The following is a 23062-nucleotide window of genomic DNA, read 5'->3' as shown; positions in this document are numbered from 1 at the left end:
CGGCTGCGAGGTTCTAATATTTACTCAAAGCTTTGCGCATGGCTTTCCGTGCGTGCGGCACCCGACGTATTAGGCCCTGCACCGACCAGTCCCGTAATGACGGGCTGGTCATCAGCTGCAACCCCTACCCGAGAACCCAAGACCAAGGTAAGAGGCGCACTCATGACCCAGCCCGAGCACAACCCCTTCGGCTTCATCGGCCTGACCTACGACGACGTCCTGCTCCTCCCGGGCCACACGGACGTCATCCCGTCCGAAGCTGACACGTCGTCACGGATTTCCAAGCGGATCTCGGTTCACACGCCGCTGCTCTCCGCCGCCATGGACACCGTCACCGAATCGCGGATGGCTGTTGCCATGGCACGCCAGGGCGGCATGGGCGTCATCCACCGCAACCTCTCCATCCAGGACCAGGCCGACCAGGTGGACCGCGTCAAGCGCAGCGAGTCCGGGATGATCACCAACCCGCTGACCATCGGCCCGGAAGCCACGCTGGCGGAACTGGACGAGATCTGCTCGCACTACCGCGTGTCCGGCCTCCCCGTGGTGGACGAGGGCATGCGGCTGCTCGGCATTGTCACCAACCGCGACACCCGCTTTGTGCCCGAAGCAGACTTCCCGCTGCGACTGGTCAGCGACGTGATGACCAAGATGCCGCTGATCACCGGCCATGTTGGCATCAGCCGTGAGGAAGCCTCCCACAAGCTGGCCACCAGCAAGGTCGAGAAGCTGCCGCTCGTTGACGAGCAGGGCCGGCTCAAGGGACTCATCACCACCAAGGACTTCACCAAGGCCGAGCAGTACCCGCTGGCCACCAAAGACGACGAGGGCCGGCTCCGTGTTGGCGCCGCCATCGGATTCTTCGGTGACGGCTGGGAACGCGCCATGGCCCTGATCGACGCTGGTGTCGACGCCCTCTTCGTTGACACGGCCAACGGCCACTCGCAGGGTGTGCTGGACATGATCCGCCGCCTCAAGTCTGATCCCGTGGCAGCCCACGTGGACATCATCGGCGGCCAGGCGGCCACCCGGGAAGGTGCCCAGGCACTGATCGACGCCGGCGCCGACGGCATCAAGGTGGGCGTGGGTCCCGGCTCCATCTGCACCACCCGCGTGGTGGCCGGCGTGGGCGTTCCGCAAATCACCGCCATCTATGAGTCCGCCAAGGCAGCCATCCCTGCCGGGGTGCCGCTGATCGCCGACGGCGGCCTGCAGTACTCGGGCGACATCGGCAAGGCGCTGGTAGCCGGGGCCGATACCGTCATGCTGGGCTCCCTCCTCGCCGGCTGCGATGAGTCCCCGGGTGACCTGATCTTCGTCAACGGCAAACAGTTCAAGCTCTACCGCGGCATGGGTTCCCTCGGGGCCATGCAGACCCGTGGCAAGAACACGTCCTACTCCAAGGACCGCTACTTCCAGGCGGACGTCTCCGGTGACGACAAGCTCATTCCCGAAGGCATCGAAGGCCGCGTCGCTTACCGCGGCCCGCTCGCTTCGGTGGCCTACCAGCTGGTGGGCGGCCTCCGCCAGACCATGTTCTACACCGGCGCACCCACCGTTCCGGAGCTCAAGGCGCGCGGCAAGTTTGTCCGCATCACCGCTGCGGGTTTGAAGGAATCCCACCCCCACGACATCCAGATGACTGTGGAGGCTCCGAACTACGGTTCGCGCTAACGGCCGTGTCTGAGCTGCGGCCCGCCCGGACGCCCAGCCGGAAACTTGCCCTGCGGCCTTACGCCCGGGCCGTGTCACAGGTGCTTCGGGTCAGTTTCCGCGCCTCGCCCGCCGCCGTCGTGATGAAAGTTGTAGGGTCGCTCATCTCGGCGACGCTGCCTCTGGTAACCACCTTCTTCGCCGCGCTGACCACCACGGCCCTGGCAGCCGCCTACGCCGGCGACGCCGCGGCGGGCCAGCAGGCCATCGTGTACGTGATCATCACTGCTGCTCTGGGACTGTTCTGGGGTGCCTTCAGCAGCGTGGACCGGTACATCCAGCAGCTCATGAGCTTCAAGGTGGGCGCCATTGTGGGCGACCAGATGTACGAGCGCTTCCTGGCCCTCGAGTTCTGGCGCTATGACGACAAGGAGACCGTGGACCTTTACGACCGCGCCAAACGGTTCTCCGACTCCTATGCCAGGGTCCTGGACCGGATCGCCGCGATCTTCACCCAGCTGGTTTCGGTGATCCTGGCCATCGGCGCGCTGCTGCTGGTCAGCTGGTGGATCGCCGTGATTGTCCTGGTGGCGATCGTGCCCAGCGTCTACCTGCAGTTCAAGCTTTCCCGGGAGCAAATCGCGCATTGGAACACCCAGGTGGATTCGCGCCGCCAGCGCAGAATGATCGAAACGAACCTGCTCCGCCCGCAGCACATCGCGGAGATGCGGCTCTATGGGATCGTTGGCTACCTGATGGACCTCCGCTCCAGGCTCCGCGACGCCGACGAGCGCCGGCGCCTGGACTTTCAGAAGCGGTACATTCCCAAGCAGCTCGCGGCCGACGCCCTGCAGTACGGCGCCGAAGTGGTCTCGTTGATCTGGGTGGTGGGGCAGATCATCGCCCGGGCGCAGCCGGTGGGCCAATTCCTGTACGTCCAGCAGATTGTCAGCCGCGCCCTCTCCACGGCCAACAACCTGGTGTCTTCGCTGAGTTCCATCGATGAGGATCTGGCCAACCTCAAGGACTATGAAGTATTCATGGCGCTGCCCGTGCACTCGCACCACGCCCCGCCGCTGCTGCAGTCGCCGAAGGTTGTAGAGCTGAGGGACATCCGCTTTACCTATACAGGCAGCGACCTCGAGGTGATCCGCGGTATCAGCATGACCATCCGCGAAGGGCAGCACATTGCCATCGTGGGGGAGAACGGTGCCGGGAAGTCCACCCTGATCAGGATTCTGGCCGGGCTTTACGCCCCGGACTGCGGCCAGGTAATGCTCGACGGCGTCGATCTCGCCGCCGTCGATGTCACCTCCTGGCACCGCCACCTGGCGGTGCTGAGCCAGGAGTTCCTGAAGTACGAGTTTGCCACTGCCGCCGACAATATCCGTTTTGGCGACGTCGATTCGCCGCGCGACGATGACCGTATCCGGCGGGCGGCGGCCGACTCCGAAGCCCTCGAATTCATCAACAAGCTGCCCAACGGCCTGGACAACCACGTCAGCAACTGGATGGAGGATCCGCGGGGCAGGAAGGGGAGTGGACTCTCCGGCGGGCAGTGGCAGCGGCTCGCAATGGCCAGGAACTTCTACCGGGACGCCCAATTCATGGTGATGGACGAGCCAACCTCAGCGATCGATGCGCTGGCCGAGCACCGGATCTTCACCCGGCTGTTCGCGGACCGCAGCAGCACCATCATTGCCATCAGCCACCGGCTCGCCACCATTGAGAAGGCCGACATCGTCTACATGCTCGAGGACGGGCAGATCGTGGAACATGGCACCCATAAGGAACTGGTTGCGCTGCGTGGCCGGTACTTCCGGATGTTCGAGTCCCAGCTCAGCCTCGACGCTCAGAGCGGGCCGTAACTCGCGTTGCCGTACGGGTCGCGCCATGTGGCCAGGTCGCTTTCCAGCGCAAGGCGGAGAGCCGGGTCACTCTGGGCCCTTCGCCGGAAAGACTGCCGGGCCCGGCCCATCACCACCGACGGGACAAGGATGCAGGCCATCAGGAACATCACGAAGAGGACGTAGATGCCGATCAATGTGACGACTGTGGAGTTTCCCGGAGAAGCGGTCCCGGCCAAGGCCGAGGCCAGGATCACGCCCACGATGGCGGCCAGCACGGATACCATGACGATGCCGCCGCGGGCCGTGCCTGGGCCACGGCTGATCAGGAGCCTGTCGGTATTCGGCACCGTGGCGCGTGTCCGCTTCCACGAAAAGACGCCCAGCGCGGCTAACGCAGCGCCAAGCAGCCCGAGGACCAGGACCCAGGCAGGGTTCCCTGACGTGGCGGAGGCGAACGCGCCACCCAGGATCAGGACGGGTCCGCAGCTGATCGCGCTGCTCCAAGCCGCCGCCAGGGTCCCCTGGGCGTCGGCCAATTGCCGCAGACGGGAAGGGGCCCCGGGTGGGCTGATCCGGGCGAGCTCCGGGGAGAGCCAATAGTCCAGAGGATGTACGGGCTGGCCGGCCGGGAAGGGAACCCCGTTGGGCAGGGCCGCGATGCCCAGTGCGCTGGCGATGAGCATGGTCCGGATCATGCCGGGAGTGATCCGGATTCCCTGTTCCACCCGGGGGATGTCCGAGGCTGGCCTTGGCGGCTTGCGGGTGAATCGCGGCCAGGTAGTAAAGATCCAGCCCAAGGCCGCGAAGACCCCACCAAGGATCACCATGACCACCCCGATTTCCGCGCTTTGTCCCAGGACCGTGGCCAGGCCGGCGTGCACTGCTCCTGCGATCGCCAGTACGGCCGGGTACCACCACGCAGAGAAGACCCAGGACCGGCGCTGGCTGAAGCCGAAGGCCGCCGCGCGAGGATCCGTGACCGTACCCGTCATGCCGGTGCCGACAGGAGAGCGCGGACAACGGACCCGGGTTGTCCGCCGTCACGCAGGTCCCTGAGGCGTGTTCCTGACTGCCCCAGTGATTTCGACAGTGCTCGGAGCTGCTCGATGTCAGCACCGTATATGCCTGGCGCCATGCCGTTCCCCAAATTTTGTTCACCGGCAGTCCGTGCCGGTCTTCTGTTGCCTTCAAAGTATTTCATTGCAGCGCCCACCGCGATGGGGACCAGTTCCCATGGGTTGCCGTCCGCTCGCCGTCCGCCCGGAGAAGGTCCGCTGGGATAACCTAGAGCAGTGACTTACGAGATCGAGATCGGCCGTGGCAAGCGTGGGCGTCGTGCCTACTCCCTGGATGACATTGCGATCGTCCCTAACCGTCGTACCCGCGACCCCAAGGACGTGTCTGTCTCGTGGCAGATTGATGCCTTTAAGTTTGAGATGCCCGTGATCGCGGCGCCTATGGATTCGGCCATGTCCCCGGAGACGGCCATCGCCCTGGGCCGTTTGGGCGGTCTGGGTGTCCTGGACCTCGAGGGCCTCTGGACCCGCTACGAGGATCCGCAGCCCATCCTCAACGAGATCGGCGCCCTCGAAGATGAGGTCAACAGCCCCGCGGTGACCGGCCGCATGCAGGAGCTCTACCGGGCCCCCATCCAGCCGGAACTGATTACGTCACGCCTCGCCGAGATCCGCGCAGCCGGAGTGACCGTGGCCGGATCGCTGACGCCGCAGCGCACCCAGGAACACTACAAGACCGTGGTGGCCGCCGGCGTCGACATTTTTGTCATCCGCGGGACCACCGTCTCAGCCGAGCACGTCTCGAAAGAAGACGAACCGCTCAACCTGAAGCAGTTCATTTACGAACTCGACGTTCCGGTGATTGTGGGTGGCGCGGCCGGCTACACGCCTGCCCTGCACCTGATGCGGACCGGTGCCGCCGGCGTCCTGGTCGGCTTCGGTGGGGGAGCCACCACCACCACCCGCCGCGCGCTCGGAATCCACTCGCCCATGGCCTCCGCAATCTCCGACGTCGCGGCCGCGCGCCGTGACTACATGGACGAATCCGGCGGACGCTACGTCCATGTCATCGCCGACGGCGGCATGGGCACCTCGGGTGACATCGTCAAGGCCATCGCCATGGGCGCCGACGCCGTGATGCTTGGCAGCGCGCTCGCGAGGGCCGAAGAGGCTCCGGGCAAGGGTTGGCACTGGGGCCAGGAGGCGCACCACCTGGAGCTGCCCCGCGGGGACCGGGCCAATGTGGGCACTGTCGGGCCGCTCGAAGAGGTGCTCTTCGGACCGGGCCACCACACCAACGGCACGTCGAACCTGATCGGTGCGCTTCGCCGGTCGATGGCCACCACGGGTTACTCGGATCTGAAGGAATTCCAGCGCGTCGACGTCGTGGTGTCTCCGTACGCCGGTAACTAAGGGTCCGCAGACGCCTGCCCAACTGCGCGGCAACGAAGTAGTGTGGGTTTACTACCGGCAGCAGCGGCAAGGGGAGGCGTTCCATGAACAGTGTTCCAAACGAAGGCGGTGCCCTGGGGCCCGCAGCCCGGGAAGCATCGATTGCCCGGCTGAAGGCCACCTCGGAGCCAGGCAACGAACTGGACATCCTTATTGTGGGCGGCGGGATCGTCGGTACCGGTGCCGCCCTGGATGCGGTGACCCGTGGACTTAGCGTGGGAATCGTGGAGGCCAGCGACTGGGCTGCCGGCACGTCGTCCCGGTCATCCAAGCTGATCCATGGTGGCCTGCGCTACCTGGAAATGCTGGACTTCGGGCTGGTCAAGGAAGCTTTGCAGGAGCGTGGACTGCTGCTTTCAGAGCTCGCGCCGCACCTGGCCCGGCCGGTGCCGTTCCTGTACCCCCTGACCAAACCCTTCTTCGAACGCCCCTACGTAGGGGCCGGCATCGCCCTGTATGACCTGATGTCCGTCTCCAACGGGCACCGGCGGGGCGTGCCGTTCCACAAGCATCTCAGCAGGCGAGGCACCCTGCGGGCCGCGCCCAGCCTCAAAAAAGATGCCTTTGTGGGGTCAATCCGCTACTACGACGGCCAGGTGGACGACGCAAAGTACTGCGCCAACCTCATCCGGACGGCAGCCCACTACGGCGCCCATGCAGTGAACCAGATGGCCGTGGTGGACTTCCTCCGTGAAGGCGAACGCGTGGTTGGGGCCAAAGTGGTCAACCACGAGGACGGTTCGGAGTTCAATATCCGGGCCAAGCAGGTCATCAACGCCACCGGGGTGTGGACTGACGAAACCCAGGCCATGGTCACGGACCGCGGCCAGCTGAAGGTCCGGGCGTCCAAGGGCATCCACCTGGTGGTGCCCCGCGACCGGTTCCAGTCCACTGTTGGCCTGATCCTGCGGACCGAGAAATCGGTGCTGTTTGTGATTCCGTGGGGCCGGCACTGGATCATCGGCACCACCGATACCGACTGGCATCTGGACAAGGCCCATCCGGCAGCGTCCAGCAAGGACATCGACTACATACTGGAACACGTCAACAAGGTGCTTAAGCGCCCCCTGACGAGGGAAGACGTCGAAGGCGTCTACGCCGGGCTGCGTCCGCTGCTGGCCGGTGAGAACGACTCCACTGCCAAGCTTTCGCGCGAACATGTGGTGGCCCACCCCGTACCTGGCCTGGTGGTGGTGGCCGGCGGCAAATGGACCACCTACCGGGTGATGGCCAAGGACGCGGTGGATGAAGCCACCCGCACCATGGATGAGCGGGTGCCGCCAAGCTGCACCGAAACCATCCCGCTGCTCGGTGCCAGCGGCTACAAGGCAGCGTGGAACCGGCGGAGCAGGACCGCCGAGGAATCCGGCGTCCATGTGGCCCGGGTGGAACACCTGCTCAACCGCTACGGCTCCATGACGCCCGAAGTGCTCGCCATCATCAAGGAGCGGCCAGAACTTGCAGAGCCGCTGCCCGGCGCTGACGATTACCTGCAGGCGGAGGCCGTCTACGCAGCAACCCACGAAGGCGCCCGGCACGTTCAGGATGTCCTGACCCGGCGGACCCGCATTTCCATTGAATCGTGGGACCGTGGCGTATCCGCGGTGCCGGTAGTCGCTAAACTGATGGGCGAGGTCCTTGGCTGGAGCGATGTGCAGCGCGAAAGCGAAATAAAGCATTACATCGCTCGCGTAGAGGCCGAACGGCTGAGCCAGCAGCAGCCGGACGACGAATCAGCCGACGCCGCACGCCTGGGCGTGGAGGACATCGTCCCGTTGCGCTGAGGGGCTCTGGCATCACCACTTCTCACCTGACCGAAGGAACACGCCTTGGCCGAACCACTTGACCGGTACGATGCCGATCTGACCACCTCCGAACTGGTGATTTTGGAGTTGGAGGCAACGGACAAGGCGGACGCTGCGGCGCAACTCGCAGAACGGCTCTTCGCGGCCGGCCGGGTCACGGACCTTCCGGGCTTCCTTGAGCACGTCAACGCCCGTGAACACCAGCTCGCCACCGGCCTGCCGGGAGGAATCGGGCTGCCGCACGCCCGCAGCGAGTTCGTCTCGCGGACGTCGATCGCCGTCGGAATCACCAAGTACGGGCACGCGCTCGATTTCGGTGCCGCCGACGGTCCCGCCACCGTCATCCTGCTGATCGCCACCCCGGCCAGTTCGTTCTCCGATCACCTCGAAGTGCTCGCCACGCTGGCGCGTTCACTGTCCAAGGAATCCTTCCGGGAGTCCCTGCGCAGGGCCTATGACGCCGAAGTGATCGCCGAGCTGATCAACTCAAGCCTGGTGTTCTTCGACCACTAAGGATTCGGGCAGCAAAGTCCCATATGACCCTCCTGCCCCACTCCGGGGGTAGGACAGGCTCGTTTAGTTGTTCTACAGCGGAACGAAGTACGGTTAAGGGGTGTGGAAAACAGCCCTTAAGCCCCGATGGATCGCAGGCCTGGTGTTCGCGATCGCCGTCTCCGGGGTGTTTGTCCTGCTCAGCCAGTGGCAGTTCGGGCGGTCCGTGCAACCCGAAGTTCCGGTGAGCCCGGCCACCGAAGAGACAAGGGCCCTCACCGAAACCCTTGAGCCCGGACACTTCTTCCCCGGGTCCGTGTCCGACCAGATGGTTTCAGCCGACGGCACCTATGACCCCGCAAAACAGGTCCTGATTCCCGGACGCCTGAAGGACGGCCACACAGGCTATTGGGTTGTGTCCGCCTTTGCCGTCCAGGGGGCCCCTGCCCTCAGCGGCGTAGCAGCGTCCCCCCAGACGTGGATTCCGGTAGCCCGCGGCTGGGTGGCCAATCCCGACGACGCCGGCGCGCCGCCGTCGGGCGCCGTCCACCTGACCGGACGGCTGATTCCCTCCGAATCGCCGCTCCCGGAAACCGCGCCGGAAGCCGGACGCGCTTCCGCCGTCTCGGTCGCCGAACTCATCAATTACTGGGACGTCAGCAGTTACCCGGGATTTGTGGCTGCCACCGCCGAAGTAGCGGACGGCGCCGACGTCAGCGCTGCGGCCGTTCGCGGGAGCCTGTTGCCACTCAACATCGGTCCGCAGCCCCCGGCCCAGCAGGTCAACTGGCTCAACCTCTTCTACTCCTTGGAGTGGGTGGTTTTCGCCGGCTTCGCCCTGTTCATCTGGTGGCGGCTGGTCAAGGACGACTACCGGCGGGACCTCGAAGAGGATCTCGACGACGACATCCACGAGGATGCGCCGCCCACTCCGCACGGCCCTCCAACTTCTGAACAGCTCCAACAAAAGGTAAAGCCATGATCGAACCGAAACCGGCCATCCAGCAGGGTACCGCCCAGGGAAAGAACAAAAAACGCCGCTTCGGCGGTACCGAGGCCCAGATCCGGTCAGCCCTGAAGTTCTACAAGGTGCTGGCCTACCTGACCGGCGGGATGCTGCTGCTGCTGTGCGCCGAACTGATCACGCGGTACGCATTTGGCCAGTACCTGTTCGCAGGCGGCACAAACGCCGTGACCGGCCAGCCCTTCGGCCTGGGCTTTGCCGACGCCGAACCCCAGGGCGTGGTGGGCGGAGTCAACCTTTCCATTGCCGTGCTGATCGTGCATGGCTGGATGTACGTGGTGTACCTGATCTCCAACTTCCGGTTGTGGACGCTGATGCGCTGGCCGTTCCTCAAGCTCATCCTGTTGGCCCTGGGCGGGGTAGTGCCGTTCCTTTCGTTCTTCGTGGAGAAGAAGTTCCACGCCGAGGTCGAAGCGGAACTCGCGGCGCACCCGCAGGCGGCGCAGCGGTACTGACGCGAGCGACGGCGGGTGAGTCCCGCCGTCGGACGTTCACTCCGTCACACCGGCGGTCCTGAATGTGCGGCGGGGCAACCACGCAAAGTAGGCTAGTACGGTGACTACTCCCTCTGCACCCCAGACTTCCCAGAAGCCGGTGCTGGTTGTTGACTACGGTGCCCAGTACGCGCAGCTGATTGCCCGCCGCGTCCGGGAAGCGAATGTGTATTCGGAAGTGGTTCCGCATACCTACAGCACCGAGCAGCTCCTGGCCAAGGACCCCGCTGCCATCATTCTGTCGGGTGGCCCGTCCAGCGTGTACGCGGACGGTGCGCCATCGGTGGGCGCCGACCTGTTTGAGGCCGGGATTCCCGTGCTCGGCATCTGCTACGGCTTCCAGGCCATGGCCAACGCGCTGGGCGGAAAAGTCGACAAGACAGGCCTGCGCGAGTACGGTTCCACCCTGACCACCATCCTCGGCGAGGGCCGATCGGTGCTTGAGGGTATGCCGCAGCACCAGAACACCTGGATGAGCCACGGCGACTCCGTGCACGCCGCCCCTGAAGGCTTCGAAGTGCTGGCGACGACGGCGGGCGCCGAAGTGGCTGCCTTTGCCAACGAGGAAAAGTGCCTGTACGGCGTGCAGTGGCACCCGGAGGTCAGACACTCAGCGTATGGCCAGCAGGTGCTGGAGAACTTCCTGTTCAAGGGCGCGAAGCTCGAGCCCAACTGGACCGCGGGGAACATCCTCGAGGAACAGGTGGACCGGATCCGCCAGCAGGTCGGCGACGCCAGGGTCATCTGCGGACTCTCCGGCGGCGTTGACTCCGCAGTAGCCGCAGCACTGGTCCAGCGCGCGGTCGGCGACCAGCTGACTTGCGTGTTCGTTGACCACGGGCTGCTGCGCGAAGGCGAAGCAGAACAGGTGGAACGCGACTTCGTGGCCGCCACCGGCGTCAAGCTCTACGTCGCCAACGAGCAGGAGCGCTTCCAAGCAGCCCTGGCCGGCGTCAGCGATCCTGAAACCAAGCGCAAGATCATTGGCCGCGAGTTCATCCGCGCGTTCGAAGAGGCTGAACTGGCCATCATTGCGGAGGCAGCGGCCCACGGCGAGAAGATCAAGTTCCTGGTCCAGGGCACGCTGTACCCGGACGTCGTCGAATCCGGCGGCGGCGAGGGTGCAGCCAACATCAAGAGCCACCACAACGTGGGCGGACTTCCCGAGGACCTGCAGTTCGAACTCGTGGAACCGCTGCGCGCACTGTTCAAGGACGAAGTCCGTGCCGTTGGCGCCCAGCTGGGCCTGCCGCAGGAAATCGTCGGCCGCCAGCCTTTCCCCGGCCCCGGCCTCGGCATCCGCATCGTCGGCGAGGTCACCAAGGAACGCCTGGACCTGCTGCGCAAGGCGGACGCCATCGCCCGGGCCGAGCTGACCGCAGCCGGACTGGACAACGAAGTATGGCAGATGCCGGTTGTCCTGCTGGCCGACGTCCGCAGCGTTGGCGTGATGGGCGACGGCCGCACCTACGGCCACCCGATCGTCCTACGCCCAGTGTCCTCCGAGGACGCCATGACGGCCGACTGGTCGCGCCTTCCCTACGATCTCCTGGCCCGGATCTCCAACCGGATCACCAACGAGGTGGAGGGCGTCAACCGGGTGGTGCTGGACGTGACCAGCAAGCCGCCGGGAACCATCGAGTGGGAATAGCAGTGTGAGTGGCCGGTCTCCGTCAGCGGAGGCCGGCCATTGTTCTTATCCGTCCAAATCCCCTAATTTGGCCTGACCCAGTGTTGCGGTCTCTCATACCGGCCGCTTTTGCGGCTACGCTCGAAAGCATGCCGGTATGGTCCAGGGCGTCACGTGCAAACGCAGAAAAGAAGGCAGTAGTGTCAGTTGGTCAAGGCCACCCGGAGGGTTCTGAGGAGCTAGGAAAATGGCTGTCCGGGCTCAAACCCGTCACCGGGGCAGACGCCATGCTGCGTTTCACCAAGACCCCCGAGGGCTCCATTGACCTGACCCACGCCCACCCGTCGGGGCTGGCGCAGCTGATGGCGGGCCGCCGTACCCGGCTATCCACGCTGATCCGGGACCAGCAGCAATACGTGGTGGCGGCACGGGCCTCCCGGAACATCCGCTCAAAAATCTTTGAACTCGCAAACGACCGCGGCATTGACGCAGGGTATTTCTCTGCAGGCACCGTGGTGTGGACATCCGCCGTCGGCGGCAAACCCCAGCGAATTTCCGCGCCGGTCATGCTCACCGCAATTTCGCTCACGGTCCGTCCCGGCGAGGACGACTACGAGTTGCAGCTCACCGAACAGGCCCACATCAACCCGGCCCTGGTCCGGCACCTGAAGAACATCCACGGCATCGTTTTCGACGTCAACGCCGTCACCCGCCTCGCCTACAGCACCGCCCGCTTTGACCCGCAGCCGGTCCTGGACCGGCTGGCCACCCTGATCAGGCCCATCCACGGCGCGGAAGCCCAGCACAACCTGCTCGTGTCCACTTTTGCCGACCTCTCCGGCAACCTCGACGACCCCTGGATCAATGACGCCAACCCGCTCATCACCGCACTGGCCAAGTCGGGCGGCGGCGAAATGGTTGACTTTGACCAGCCGGACACCTCTCGCTTTCCGAGCCTGGACGATCGCCACCCCGGCGACGAACTCCTCCTGCTTGATGCGGACCCGGACCAGCAGTACGTCATTGACGCTGCGCGCGCCGGCGACTCCCTGGTGGTCAGCACCCCGCCCGGCACGGGCCAGACCCAGACCGCCATCAACACCATCGGCGCACTGGTGGACGCTGGACGGTCGGTACTGGTGGTCGGAGACCGCCGCGCCAGCCTGAACGAAGTGTCCGGGCAACTGGAAGCCCTGGGCCTGGAGTCCATTCTTTTCCAGCTGTCCGGCACCGCCACGCCCCAGCAGCTCAAAGCCCAACTGGTTCGGGCCATCGTACGCAACGAGAAATCGCTGGAACCGCAGCTGGGAAACCTGCACAAAACCCTCACCGAACACCGCCACGCCCTGATGGACCACGTGGCGTCCCTGCACAACGTGCGCCAGCGCTGGGGCTGCTCGCCGTACCAGGCCATGCAGTCACTCGCCGAGTTGACGTCCATCCACCCGGCCCCGGCCACCACTGTGCGGCTCAAGCGGAGTGTGCTGGACAGCATCCGTGACCGCAACGAGCTTGCCGGCAGGCTCCGCCGCGCAGCCGAGCTTGGCAGCTTCAGCCGCGCGTCCACCACCAGTCCATGGCACGGTGCCAGGCTCCTCACCCGCAAAGAGACCGAGGAAGCACAGGAGCTGGCCCGCTCGGTGGCGAAGAACCTTCCGGTCCTGCGCGACCGCATGCACAGTGTGGCCGAGCACGCCGAGATCCGGCTGGGCACCTCCTTCGCTGAATGGGGAGAGCAACTCGAGCTGCTGGTGGCCGTCCGCGAAAGCCTGGACAAGTTCACGCCGGACATCTTCGACCGGCCGGTCCATGACCTCATCTCCGCCACTGCCACCTCTGCCTGGCGCCGGGAGCGGAACATCGACATGGCGTCGATGCAGCGGTCCCGGCTGCGCCGCGTCGCCAAGGAGTACGTCAGGCCAGGAGTCCACATCGCCGACCTCCACAGTTCGTTGGTGCTGGTACAGGAGCAGCGGGCCCTCTGGTCCGGGTACGCCACCTCGCAGCGCCACCCTGCTGTCCCCTCCGGGCTCGCCGAAATGAACGTCATGTACCGTTCGCTGGACCGGGAGCTCACCGAACTGGGGGAGGCCCTTCGGCACACGGCGGCCGGCGGCTCGCTGGCCACTGCCCGCTACGAGGAACTCATGGAACGGCTTGAGCGGCTGGTCGCGGACACCGGCACCCTCAAAACACTGCCGGAACGCACCCTGCTCGTGGAAAACATGCGCGAACACGGCCTGGGTGAACTCCTCGCCGACCTTGCCGACCGTGAGGTTCCGGAAGAGTCCGTGGCCGCCGAGCTTGAGCTCGCCTGGTGGCAGTCCGCCCTGGAAGCCATGATCAGCGGCGATGACTACCTGGCCATGTCCGACGGTGACGCCCTCCGCCAGCTTGAGGCCGAATACCGGCTTGCAGACAACGCCCACATTGCCAGCGGTGCGGCGCGGCTGCGCTGGGATCTCTCCGAGCGGTGGCGGGCCGCGCTGGCGGAGCACCCGCGCCAGGCCCAGTTGCTCCGCAGCCTGCTCAAGGACGGCAGGGTCACGCTGGCTGCGCTGACGGCGCAGGCGCCGGACCTTGTCCCGATGCTGGTTCCCGTATGGTCGGTGAGCCCGTACCTGATGACAGGGCTTCTGCCGGCTGAGCAGCGCTTTGATGCCGTGGTCATACTGGACGCCGAAGCCACGTCGCTGCAGGCCGTACTGCCTTCCATTGCCCGCGCCAAGCAGGTGATTGCCTTCGGTGACGCCAAGATCGCCAGTCCCCGAACCTTCACGGTGGGCGTGGAACGCCTGGCCGTTGGCGAAGCCGCCCACCACCGGGTGGAAAGTGCATACTCTGCATTGTCCGCCGTGCTGCCCGTCTGGCGCCTGAATTTTGTCTACCGGGCAGTGGACGAGGACCTCGTCCTGCAGCTGAGCAAGAATTTCTACGACGACGGCCTCCGCCGGCTCCCTGAGGGACAGGCGGCTACAGGCCTGGACCGGGCGTTGACGGTTGAGTACCTGCCGGATGGGACCGGGCTGCCAAGCGCCGACCATGAGGGCGTGGAGTCCGTGGTTGCCGAGGTCAACCGCGTGGTGCAGTTGGTTTTCGAACACGCCAGGCTGCGTTCCCGCACATCCCTGGCCGTGGTGACTGCCAGTCTCCGGCACGCGGCCCGGATAGGCGAGTCCATCCGGCTGCAACTGCCCAATCACCCCACCCTCGCCGGGTTCTTCGGCGGCGGGGCGGAGTCCTTCCGGGTGGTTGACCTTGAGCGGGCGCAGGGCCTGGTCCGCGACCACATCATCTTCTCGCCCGGTTTCGGCCGCACCCCCCACGGGCGGGCGCTGCATAACTTTGGTCCGCTTTCCGCTGAGGGTGGCCGCGAAAAATTCGCACTGGCCATGACGCGTGCCCGCCGGTCCATCCACGTCCTGACATGCTTCCAGCCTGAAGACCTTGACCACACCCGCCTTTCGCACGGGGCCGTGGAGCTTTACGAGCTCCTGAACCGGGAAATCGCGGGAAAGACGGACCTTGGCACCCCTGCGTCCCGGGCCGCTGCCAGCGAACAGGCACTCGGTGCCGACCCCCTCGTAGCAGATCTCGGCGACCGGCTGCGCGCCCGCGGTGCCCGCGTCTGGCACCAGTACGACGGCGTCATCGACGTGGTGGCAGCGGCGGACCCGCTGAGTACCATGGGGCAGGACGACGCGGATATCCCGTGGCCGGTGGCGATTGAATCCGACGGCACGGAACAGTACCGCACCATGAGCGTCCGCGAACGGAGCCGACTGCGCCCGCAGCTGCTGGAACGGATGGGCTGGCGGTATATGCCGCTGTGGACTATTGAGGTCTTTACGGATCCCTCCACCTGCGCCGACAGGATCGCAGGCTACCTGGGCCTTGAGAACGTCATGCCACCCGGACGAGGCACCGCCGCGGGAGGATTCTTTGACGAGGATCTGGACTCGCAACGCCTGGGGACGGCTGGAAACGACAGGAACGAATACCAGGCCGAACGCCTGGAGAGCGAGGAGGTTGTTGTGAACGCACAGAACCCCGGCCAGGCCGGTACCGAAGGCGACGACCAGCCAGACCCCGCGGGCAACGGCCAGGCGCCCGCACCGGAAGCCCCGCAGACCGGTACCGCAGCAATTCTGCCGAACAAGGCGGCTGAGGATGATCCCCGGAACTGGGGCGACGGCACCGAGGACGATCACGACGCGTGGCTCAAGGAGAACAAACCGCCGCACTGGGGCTGACCGCGGCCACGGTCTCGCGCTGACAGGCTGTAGCGTCGCTGCCGCCCCACGTCATCCTGCCGCACTGGGAGGTCCCACCAGGACAAAGAACAGTTTGCCCTGTGTGGACGCTCCGGCCAGGCGGGCGGCCTGTTCAGGGGCTGCTGCCACCACAATCAGCCCGTCAGTCTCGCCGGTGCCGAGCCACTGGCCCGTTTTCCCGCCCTGCCCCGAGGTCCAGAGGACCGGTACCGAGGAAGCAAGCACTTGGGACGGGGCGTTCTGGTCGTAGCCGTTGGCGCCGGTCAGCACCACGTTAACGAGCTGCCCGGGGGAGACCAACTGGATGGAGGATGGATCCGCCATCCTCAAGGGCACGGCCGCGGAACCCGGCGGCGCTCCGGCGAGGAGGCCTGGACCCAGCAGTTGGGAATCGGTCAGCAGCTGGCCCTTCCGCAGCGGTGCTGCCAGCTGCTTGCCCGTGGCTTGGCTTGCGTCGGTGATGGACCCGGTATTCACCAGCTGCGGCGGAATCTTCACGGGCGCCAGGTCGGCTGCTGCCAATGCTGTGCCGGCGGGCAGGTCCCGTGCGGCGGCCAGTGTCGTTGCCGTGTCAGCGGGAGGGGGAGTGAGCTGATGGACGGTGATTCCGGCGGCGATGCACAGCAGGAGCGCGATGGCGAGGCGCCGGTTGCGGCTCAGCCACGACATGAGCCTGCGGCGGCCGGGGCGGCGAGTGTCTCTGGTCGCTAGCGGATGGCGGGCCGCGCGCGCGGGCGGGGCGGTCCGGCGGCTGGGGCGGAAGAGGGTGGCGGGCATGGCAACCACGCTATGTTCCGGAGACTGCGCGGCACAGCAGCAGAGGTGCCTATGTGGACAACTGCGCTGCCGTCGTCGGACGCGGTCATAAACGGTGTCGTTACACCGGACTCAACGCGACACCGGGCTTAACGCGGGCGGATCAGCCCTTTGCTACAGAAAGGTCCGTGAAGACCGAGAGTAACGTCAGCTGGCTGCAGCTGCGGCGGCCGGTGCCGGTGCAGCTGCCGGAGCGGGTGCCGCGGCGGGCGCGGAAGAGACCGTGCTTCCCTTGGCATCGCGGGAGTCGGTCCGGTAAAAGCCGGAGCCCTTGAAGACCACACCAACGCTGTTGAACTTCTTGCGCAAGGCTCCCTGGCACTCCGGGCATGAAGTCAGGGTGCTGTCGGTAAACGACTGGAAAACGTCGAAGGCGTGGCCGCAATCCTTGCAGGCGTAGGCATAAGTGGGCACTGGTGATCCTCCTCTTGGGCAAACGAGAGGTCCTGTATTGCCTTGAACAAGAAATCCGTTCATTAGCAGTCTCAGGGCCTGAGTGCCAATTCTATCACCCCGAACGGGCGGCACGTGGGACTGCCGGCGGCGCTGGTCAGGACCGGGCCGACAAGGGAACCAGCCCAGACGGAGTCAGGGCTACAGGGACCTTCCGGTCAAACTCTTCGGCGGGAATGGTTCCGGCTGGCAGTACTTCTGCATCGAACACGATGGCCGCCAGCGGAATATCCAGCCCTTGGCGGGCCAGTGAGCCCAGAAAAACGTCGTAATAGCCGCCCCCTTGGCCGATCCGGTTCCCGCTGCGGTCCAAAGCCGTGGCGGGGATCAGGAGGCCGGATACGGAGGCCATGATGGAGAGGTCATGCCGGGGTCCGGCGGGTTCCAATACGGGAGCAAACCGGCTGCGGACAAACTCCGCCTCGGGGGTCCAGCGGGTCCAGCTCAGGTGGCGATCCGGTTCGCAAACGGGAAGCAGAACCGTGTGGCCGCGGCGGTGGAGTTCGCTGATCAGCGGCAGAGTGGGCGGCTCAGGTGCCACGCCCAGGTAGGCGCAAAAGGTCGACGGCGTTGCGCCTGTCAACTGTTCGGCCCACGTTGCGCCGTGCACGGCGAGGGCCTCGCCGGCTGCCTCGCGTTCGCCGGGTTCCGTGGCCGCGCGCTTTGCGCGGTGGCGTGCGCGGATGCCTTCCTTGGCCGCCCTGTCGCGCTCAGACATACCGATCCCTCTTCCAGGTGCGGTGTTGCGGATGTGCCGCCTGCGGGTGTGCAGGGCACGGGGCGACCAGGGATTACTGAATGATCAGCCCCCTCCGTTAGATTAGTCCAGTGACTACCTCTCAGCAGACTGTACGCAAAGCCGTCATCCCCGCAGCCGGGCTCGGCACCAGGTTCCTCCCGGCCACCAAGGCGATGCCCAAGGAAATGCTTCCCGTGGTGGACAAGCCTGCCATTCAGTACGTGGTTGAGGAGGCTGTCAACGTCGGTCTCAACGACATTCTGATGATCACGGGGCGGAATAAGCGCGCGCTGGAGGACCACTTCGACAGGGTTCCTTCGCTGGAGGACACGCTGGAAGCCAAGGGCGATATGGCCAAGCTCGAGTCCATTCAGGCAGCCAGCAACCTCGGTGACATCCACTACGTCCGCCAGGGTGACCCCAACGGCCTGGGTCACGCGGTGCTTCGTGCAAAGCAGCACGTGGGCAACGAACCGTTCGCCGTCCTCCTCGGTGACGACCTGATCGATGCCCGGGATGAGCTCCTCAGCACCATGATCGAAGTGCAGGCCAAGACCGGCGGATCCGTGGTGGCCCTCATCGAGGTGGAGCCCTCGCAGATCAGCGCCTACGGGTGTGCCGACGTCCAAGCCATCGATGGCGAAAGCTACGTCAGGATCAACAAGCTCGTCGAAAAGCCCGACGTGGACGAGGCCCCCTCAAACCTGGCCGTCATTGGCCGCTACGTCCTCCACCCCGAAGTTTTCGAGGTACTGGAACGCACGGGCCCGGGCCGCGGCGGGGAAATCCAGCTGACGGACGCGCTGCAGGAACTGGCCGCCGGCGATGGCGAGGGCTACGGGGTTTACGGGGTGGTCTTCCGCGGCCGCCGTTACGATACCGGTGACAAACTCAGCTACCTCAAAGCCTGCGTCCAGCTTGCCATCGACAGCGATGACCTCGGCCCCGGTCTGCGGGAGTGGCTGCCGGGCTTCGCTGCCGGCCTCGCTAAATAGCTGCCGTGCGTCCCGGACCAATCTGGCCCACCACCCTGGAGTGCGGTGACCTGGTCCTGCGCCCCATCAGGTACCGGGACAAGAGGGAGTGGACCGAGGTCCGGTCACGCAACCGGGAGTGGCTGGAGCCTTGGGAAGCCTCCAACCCGGCGCCCGGTGGCCTCCTCCCGGACTACCGGCAGATGGTGCGGTCCCTGAAGATACAGGCAGCCCAAGGCACCGCCTTGCCCTTCCTGATCACGGAACGGACGCCAAGGTCCGCGGCACCCGTCATCGTTGGCCAGCTGACAGTGTCCTCCATCGTGTGGGGCTCGGCCATGATGGCGACCCTGGGGTATTGGGTTGACCAGGCGCGGGCCGGGCACGGCATCGCGCCCACTTCTGTTGCACTGGCCACCGACCATTGCTTCCAAGTCCTCGGGCTGCACCGGATGGAGATCAATATCCGGCCCGAGAATGGCCCCAGCCTGCGGGTGGTAGAAAAGCTCGGTTTCCGCGATGAGGGCTACCGGCCCCGTTTCCTGCACATCAACGGGGAATGGGCTGACCACCGGACGTTCGCGTTGACGGCGGAAGAAGTACCCGAAGGACTGCTCAACCGATGGCTGGCATCCCGGTCCTGACCTGCAAAGGCTCTTCCCGGGGTCATAAATCCATTGATTTGCCACGTTGCCCGCGACACACCGAGGCTAATGCGGGAGCGGCTGACGGAATACTCATACGGTTTTGATTGTGGACTTCCCTCTAAGCAGCTCAGTGATCCTTGTGGTTGCCGTTGTGCTCTGGATCGTATGGGTTGCGCCCTACGTCCTGCAGAACCGTCGGCACCAGGCCCAGGCCGCTGCTGATTATTTCGCGGATGTTCCAGCTATTGAATCATCGGACCCGAGAGCCGGGATGGTCATGAACATCGCCGCCCCGCAGGAGAAAGCCATGGATATCAGGAAGAGCCCCGAAACCGTAGCCGCGCCTGCCGGCAGTGCAACCACGGGCGCGTTCCGGATCCGATACGGCCGGACCGTCATTGCCCTCGTCGGCGTGGCGGGACTGCTGACCGCCTTTGTTTCCGCTGTTCTGCTGCTGTTTGGGCTGGGAACTGCCCTGCTGCCGGTAGCGGGCTTGGCCACCACTGCAATCGCCGTGGTGCTGTTGCGTTTCCTGGCTGTGCGGGACCGCAAAGCCAAGGTGCAGGCTGCCTTCCGCTCCGCGATGAGCGCCCCCGTCCGCCGCCAGGAACCAGTGTCGGAGGTCCGGGACACGCCCCGCCCGGCCGCGCAGCCGGAAAGCCGGCTCTTTGACGCCGAGGCTCACACGACTGCACCGAAACCGCTCACCGCGATGGAGCTCAGGGAAGCCGCGTTGGCCGTCGCTGTTGCCGCGGGAGACGCCAGCGCCAGCGAAGCGATGAAGTCGGCGCCCGTCGAAACCACCTGGGAACCTGTAGATGTGCCCAAGCCTGTGTACGTTGAGGCTGCCAAGGCTGAACGTCCGGCGCCTGAGCCGCTTGATCTGCCGGAAGCGCCCAAAGCTGTGGGTAAGCCGTCCCTGAAGCAGGGCACCCCCGCAGTCCCGCCCGTGCCGTCCGCCAAGCCGCTCACGAAGGCGCAGAGCGCGTTGAGTAACCTCGACGACGTCCTGCAGCGTCGCCGCGCCTGACACCGGAGTTGGTAATGCGCAGAGAAAATTTGTAGCCTAAGTTCACCGGCGCCGCCGTTCCTAACCGGGAAGCGGACCGTTCCGGGGCTATAGCTCAGTTGGTAGAGCGCTTCGTTCGCATCGAAGAGGTCAGGAGTTCGAATCTCCTTAGCTCCACAAATCTCAAGGTTTTGAGCCGCCGATCGGCGTGCCCTAATTTCCACCAGGTCGATCACCGGCTTGGTCTCCTCGCCAGTCTTCTGTTTGTTACCTGGTGCGCCGTTTTGCGCGCAACTCCTCGGTCAGCAGCGCACGCAGGTAATCTGGCATCGAAACGACTTCTAACTGGGGGAAGCATGACAGAGAACATCCCGCCGATACCGCCGGCGCCACAACCACAGAGCTACCCGTCCCACGCGCAGTCCGGGCCCATCCCGGGCAATGAGCCGCCGTACGGACCGCCTCAGCCGTATGCACCGGCGCATCACGCGCCATACGGCCAGCAGCCGCAGTACGCACCCTATCCGCATCAGCAATACGGACAGCCCGGTTACTGGCCGCAGGCTGGCCCTCTGAAGGCAAAATCCTCTGGCTTCCGGATCGCATCCGGCATCATCGGAATCGTCCTCGGCACCTTTCTCCTCATCCCCGCCATCGCCGGGTTCAGCAACGGCACTGTGGTCTTTATGGCGTTCCTCGTCCTGGTCGCAGCCCTCGGCAATATCACAGCAGGGATCGTGCTCCTGGCGAACCAGCGCGGACGCTCCCGGGGGCCGGTAATCACCTCCCTGGCTCTCGCCGGGTTTGCGGTACTGCTGGGTTTCATCGGCTTGATCGTCACGTTCTTCGGTGGAGCACTCCTCGTGTCCACGCTGCTTTTCGGTGCACCGATCCTCATCATCCTGGGCATCGGACTCTCGCGGGAAAAGCCGGGCGTCTAGCGGCGTCCGTGGTCGGCGCTGCATCCGGTTTCCGTGACAGAATGTGAACCGGCGTTGTTCGGAGTTCGCATCGAAGAAGCCAGGACCTGAATCCCTTCAGCTCCACAGAAACTACTGAGCGGCCACCATTCTGGGTGGCTGCGGCCGGGCTTTCCCCGGGCCCATCAGCCACAGCACCTGGATTGGACACCATCAATGAGCTTGATCCGGCTGAACGACGTCAACGTCAGTTTTGAAAAGACCCAGGTTCTCCGCGAAGCCTTCTTCAAGCTTGAGGCTGGAGACCGTGTGGGCCTGATCGGCAAGAACGGATCCGGCAAGTCCACCATCCTCAAACTGGTCCAGGGCCAGGTTGCCCCGGACAGCGGAACAGTCGCCGTCGAGTTGGGGACCAAAACGGCCTACTTCTCCCAGTTCTCCGAGCTGAACGGCGAGTCCACCATCTTGGAAGTCCTGGACGGCCTATTCGCCCACGTGAAGGAGATCGAGGCCGAACTCGCCGGAATCGATGCTGCCATCGCCACCGATTCCTCCGATAACGCGCGGCTGGACGAGCTGACCCACCGCCAGTCCGAGCTGTTTGAGGCCATGGACCGGCTGGACGGCTGGGACTACGAGCGCAGCATCGACAAAGTCCTCACAACCCTGGGCTTCAGTGAACACCACCGCACCTGCGCCATCGACGAGCTCTCCGGCGGCTGGCGGAACCGGGCAGCACTGGCGAAAATCCTGCTCGAGGCCCCGGACGTCCTGTTGCTGGATGAACCCACCAACTACCTGGACGTTGCCGGCGTCGAATGGCTCGAGGGCTGGTTCAGAACGTTCAAGGGCGCCGCGATCATCGTCTCGCACGACCGGAAGTTCCTGGACTCCGTTGTCACCCGGATCATCGAGGTGGAGAACTACCACCTCCACGAGTACCCGGGGAACTTCGCCGAGTACGTGGTGGCCAAACAGTTCCGGCTCAAAAGCCTGGAAAGCCAGTTTGTCCACGAGTCGGAGCTGCTCGCCTTCGAAGCCGAAGGCATCTCCGACCGCAGGGAGGCCGCCAAGGCCGCGGGCAAGGGCCTGGCGAACCAGCTGGCCAGGATCAAGAAGTCCAGGGCGCCCCGGCCGGTGGACCAGATCATCACGGAGATCTATGGCGGCCTCTACGTCAAGGACGTCCTGTGCCGCGTGGAATCGCTGGGCAAGGCCTACGGCGGAAGGACTCTTTTCAGCGGCTTGAGTTTCGAAATCGGTCGAGGCCATCGGATCGCCGTCCTCGGAGCCAATGGCAGCGGCAAGACCACGCTGCTGCGGGCGCTCACCGGTGAGGAGCCGGCTGATGCCGGCACCGTTTCCTGGGCCAAGGGCGCGGGCATGGTTTCGTACAACCAGGTGCTTGAAGAACTGGACGACGACGACACGGTCACCCATGCGGTGAATGCGATGCCGGACAGCCTCGCCCTGACCGCGACGAAGAAATCGGTCAACAGGTTCCTCGCGATGTTCCAGTTTTCCGAAGCCGACCTGAAACAGAGAATCGGGAACCTTTCCGGCGGCCAGCGGGCCCGGGTGGCGATGGCCCAGTGCCTGCTCTCCGGCGCCTCCGTGATGCTCCTTGACGAGCCCACCAACCACCTTGACCTGTCCAGCACGCAGGTTATGGAGCGCGCCCTGCTGCACTTTCCTGGGGCGGTTGTGGTGGTCAGCCACGACCGTTTCTTCACGGACAAGATCGCCAACCGCAGGCTGGTCTTCAGCACGGCCGACTCAGGCCACGGGGCAGTAAACCTGCAGGCCAGCTAAAG

General features: G+C 65.1%; 18 protein-coding genes and 1 tRNA gene. 15 read left to right on the top strand and 4 right to left on the bottom strand.

Annotated features, from left to right (window positions below; all coding sequences use genetic code 11):
* The first annotated feature begins 162 nt into the window (after nt 1-162).
* On the top strand, nt 163-1674 hold the full coding sequence (gene guaB, locus AC1MCD_RS13785) for an IMP dehydrogenase (protein WP_498672770.1): 1512 nt from the start codon (nt 163-165) through the stop codon (nt 1672-1674).
* Nucleotides 1617-3521 carry an ABC transporter ATP-binding protein gene (locus AC1MCD_RS13780; RefSeq protein WP_498678347.1) on the top strand — a complete coding sequence of 635 codons (1905 nt, stop codon included), beginning with the start codon at nt 1617-1619 and terminating at the stop codon, nt 3519-3521. Before guaB ends, AC1MCD_RS13780 begins: the two co-directional genes overlap by 58 nt.
* On the opposite strand, the gene AC1MCD_RS13775 is transcribed toward AC1MCD_RS13780, so the two are convergent.
* Entirely contained in the window at nt 3506-4495 is a 990-nt protein-coding gene (locus AC1MCD_RS13775) for a hypothetical protein (protein WP_498672768.1), read from the bottom strand. The two genes, AC1MCD_RS13780 and AC1MCD_RS13775, sit on opposite strands and share 16 nt — an antisense overlap.
* Nucleotides 4496-4795: 300 nt before the next feature.
* On the opposite strand from AC1MCD_RS13775, the gene AC1MCD_RS13770 reads away from it, so the two are divergent.
* The 7 genes from AC1MCD_RS13770 to AC1MCD_RS13740 all read left to right on the top strand — a co-directional run bounded on the left by AC1MCD_RS13770 (nt 4796) and on the right by AC1MCD_RS13740 (nt 15669).
* On the top strand, nt 4796-5932 hold the full coding sequence (locus tag AC1MCD_RS13770; RefSeq protein WP_498672765.1) for a GuaB3 family IMP dehydrogenase-related protein: 1137 nt from the start codon (nt 4796-4798) through the stop codon (nt 5930-5932).
* Between the two features lie 83 nt (nt 5933-6015).
* Nucleotides 6016-7755, top strand: coding sequence for a glycerol-3-phosphate dehydrogenase/oxidase (locus tag AC1MCD_RS13765; protein ID WP_498672764.1), 1740 nt, complete (start codon nt 6016-6018; stop codon nt 7753-7755).
* A gap of 45 nt (nt 7756-7800) precedes the next feature.
* Nucleotides 7801-8289 (top strand): PTS sugar transporter subunit IIA, encoded by a 489-nt coding sequence (locus AC1MCD_RS13760; RefSeq protein ID WP_190992005.1) that lies wholly within the window; start codon nt 7801-7803, stop codon nt 8287-8289.
* 100 nt (nt 8290-8389) lie between these two features.
* Nucleotides 8390-9250, top strand: a complete 861-nt coding sequence (locus AC1MCD_RS13755) for an SURF1 family protein (RefSeq protein WP_498672761.1) — start codon at nt 8390-8392, stop codon at nt 9248-9250.
* Nucleotides 9247-9747, top strand: coding sequence for a DUF3817 domain-containing protein (locus AC1MCD_RS13750; RefSeq protein WP_498672759.1), 501 nt, complete (start codon nt 9247-9249; stop codon nt 9745-9747). The genes AC1MCD_RS13755 and AC1MCD_RS13750 overlap by 4 nt, the downstream gene beginning before the upstream one ends.
* 100 nt (nt 9748-9847) lie before the next feature.
* Nucleotides 9848-11437 carry a glutamine-hydrolyzing GMP synthase gene (gene guaA, locus AC1MCD_RS13745; protein ID WP_498672758.1) on the top strand — a complete coding sequence of 530 codons (1590 nt, stop codon included), beginning with the start codon at nt 9848-9850 and terminating at the stop codon, nt 11435-11437.
* A 128-nt stretch (nt 11438-11565) separates the two neighbouring features.
* On the top strand, nt 11566-15669 hold the full coding sequence (locus AC1MCD_RS13740) for an AAA family ATPase (protein WP_498672756.1): 4104 nt from the start codon (nt 11566-11568) through the stop codon (nt 15667-15669).
* A gap of 51 nt (nt 15670-15720) precedes the next feature.
* Here the strand turns inward: AC1MCD_RS13740 and cpaB are convergent, their stop codons facing one another.
* The 3 genes from cpaB to AC1MCD_RS13725 form a co-directional block, all read right to left on the bottom strand.
* The gene (cpaB, locus tag AC1MCD_RS13735) at nt 15721-16467 is read right to left on the bottom strand and encodes a Flp pilus assembly protein CpaB (protein WP_498672755.1); all 747 of its coding nucleotides are present in this window, start codon (nt 16465-16467) and stop codon (nt 15721-15723) included.
* Between the two features lie 186 nt (nt 16468-16653).
* On the bottom strand, nt 16654-16920 hold the full coding sequence (locus tag AC1MCD_RS13730) for an FmdB family zinc ribbon protein (RefSeq protein WP_498672753.1): 267 nt from the start codon (nt 16918-16920) through the stop codon (nt 16654-16656).
* A gap of 136 nt (nt 16921-17056) precedes the next feature.
* On the bottom strand, nt 17057-17677 hold the full coding sequence (locus AC1MCD_RS13725) for a 5-formyltetrahydrofolate cyclo-ligase (RefSeq protein WP_498672752.1): 621 nt from the start codon (nt 17675-17677) through the stop codon (nt 17057-17059).
* A gap of 110 nt (nt 17678-17787) precedes the next feature.
* On the opposite strand from AC1MCD_RS13725, the gene galU reads away from it, so the two are divergent.
* The 6 genes from galU (at nt 17788) to AC1MCD_RS13695 (ending at nt 23060) form a co-directional block, all read left to right on the top strand.
* Nucleotides 17788-18693, top strand: coding sequence for a UTP--glucose-1-phosphate uridylyltransferase GalU (gene galU / locus AC1MCD_RS13720; protein ID WP_498672751.1), 906 nt, complete (start codon nt 17788-17790; stop codon nt 18691-18693).
* A 5-nt stretch (nt 18694-18698) separates the two neighbouring features.
* Nucleotides 18699-19316 (top strand): GNAT family N-acetyltransferase, encoded by a 618-nt coding sequence (locus AC1MCD_RS13715; RefSeq protein WP_498672749.1) that lies wholly within the window; start codon nt 18699-18701, stop codon nt 19314-19316.
* Between the two features lie 109 nt (nt 19317-19425).
* Complete coding sequence (locus AC1MCD_RS13710; RefSeq protein ID WP_498672748.1) at nt 19426-20349, top strand: hypothetical protein; 924 nt, start codon at nt 19426-19428, stop codon at nt 20347-20349.
* 83 nt (nt 20350-20432) lie between these two features.
* Nucleotides 20433-20505 (top strand) — tRNA-Ala (locus AC1MCD_RS13705).
* Between the two features lie 179 nt (nt 20506-20684).
* Nucleotides 20685-21269: a hypothetical protein gene (locus tag AC1MCD_RS13700; protein ID WP_498672746.1), complete on the top strand. Its 585-nt coding sequence runs from the start codon at nt 20685-20687 to the stop codon at nt 21267-21269.
* Nucleotides 21270-21464: 195 nt separating this feature from the next.
* Nucleotides 21465-23060 (top strand): ABC-F family ATP-binding cassette domain-containing protein, encoded by a 1596-nt coding sequence (locus AC1MCD_RS13695; protein ID WP_498672744.1) that lies wholly within the window; start codon nt 21465-21467, stop codon nt 23058-23060.
* The last annotated feature ends 2 nt before the right edge of the window (nt 23061-23062 follow it).

It is taken from the genome of Arthrobacter sp. BF1, from assembly GCF_056680215.1.
This window is presented reverse-complemented; position numbering and strand designations above follow the sequence as displayed.

Coding starts and splice junctions, on each gene's coding strand:
- AC1MCD_RS13750 (WP_498672759.1), top strand. CDS start 9,247: ATGATCGAACCGAAACCGGCCATCCAGCAGGGTACCGCCCAGGGAAAG.
- AC1MCD_RS13765 (WP_498672764.1), top strand. CDS start 6,016: ATGAACAGTGTTCCAAACGAAGGCGGTGCCCTGGGGCCCGCAGCCCGG.
- cpaB (WP_498672755.1), bottom strand. CDS start 16,467: ATGCCCGCCACCCTCTTCCGCCCCAGCCGCCGGACCGCCCCGCCCGCG.
- AC1MCD_RS13695 (WP_498672744.1), top strand. CDS start 21,465: ATGAGCTTGATCCGGCTGAACGACGTCAACGTCAGTTTTGAAAAGACC.
- AC1MCD_RS13740 (WP_498672756.1), top strand. CDS start 11,566: ATGCCGGTATGGTCCAGGGCGTCACGTGCAAACGCAGAAAAGAAGGCA.
- AC1MCD_RS13725 (WP_498672752.1), bottom strand. CDS start 17,677: ATGTCTGAGCGCGACAGGGCGGCCAAGGAAGGCATCCGCGCACGCCAC.
- guaB (WP_498672770.1), top strand. CDS start 163: ATGACCCAGCCCGAGCACAACCCCTTCGGCTTCATCGGCCTGACCTAC.
- AC1MCD_RS13700 (WP_498672746.1), top strand. CDS start 20,685: ATGACAGAGAACATCCCGCCGATACCGCCGGCGCCACAACCACAGAGC.
- AC1MCD_RS13775 (WP_498672768.1), bottom strand. CDS start 4,495: ATGACGGGTACGGTCACGGATCCTCGCGCGGCGGCCTTCGGCTTCAGC.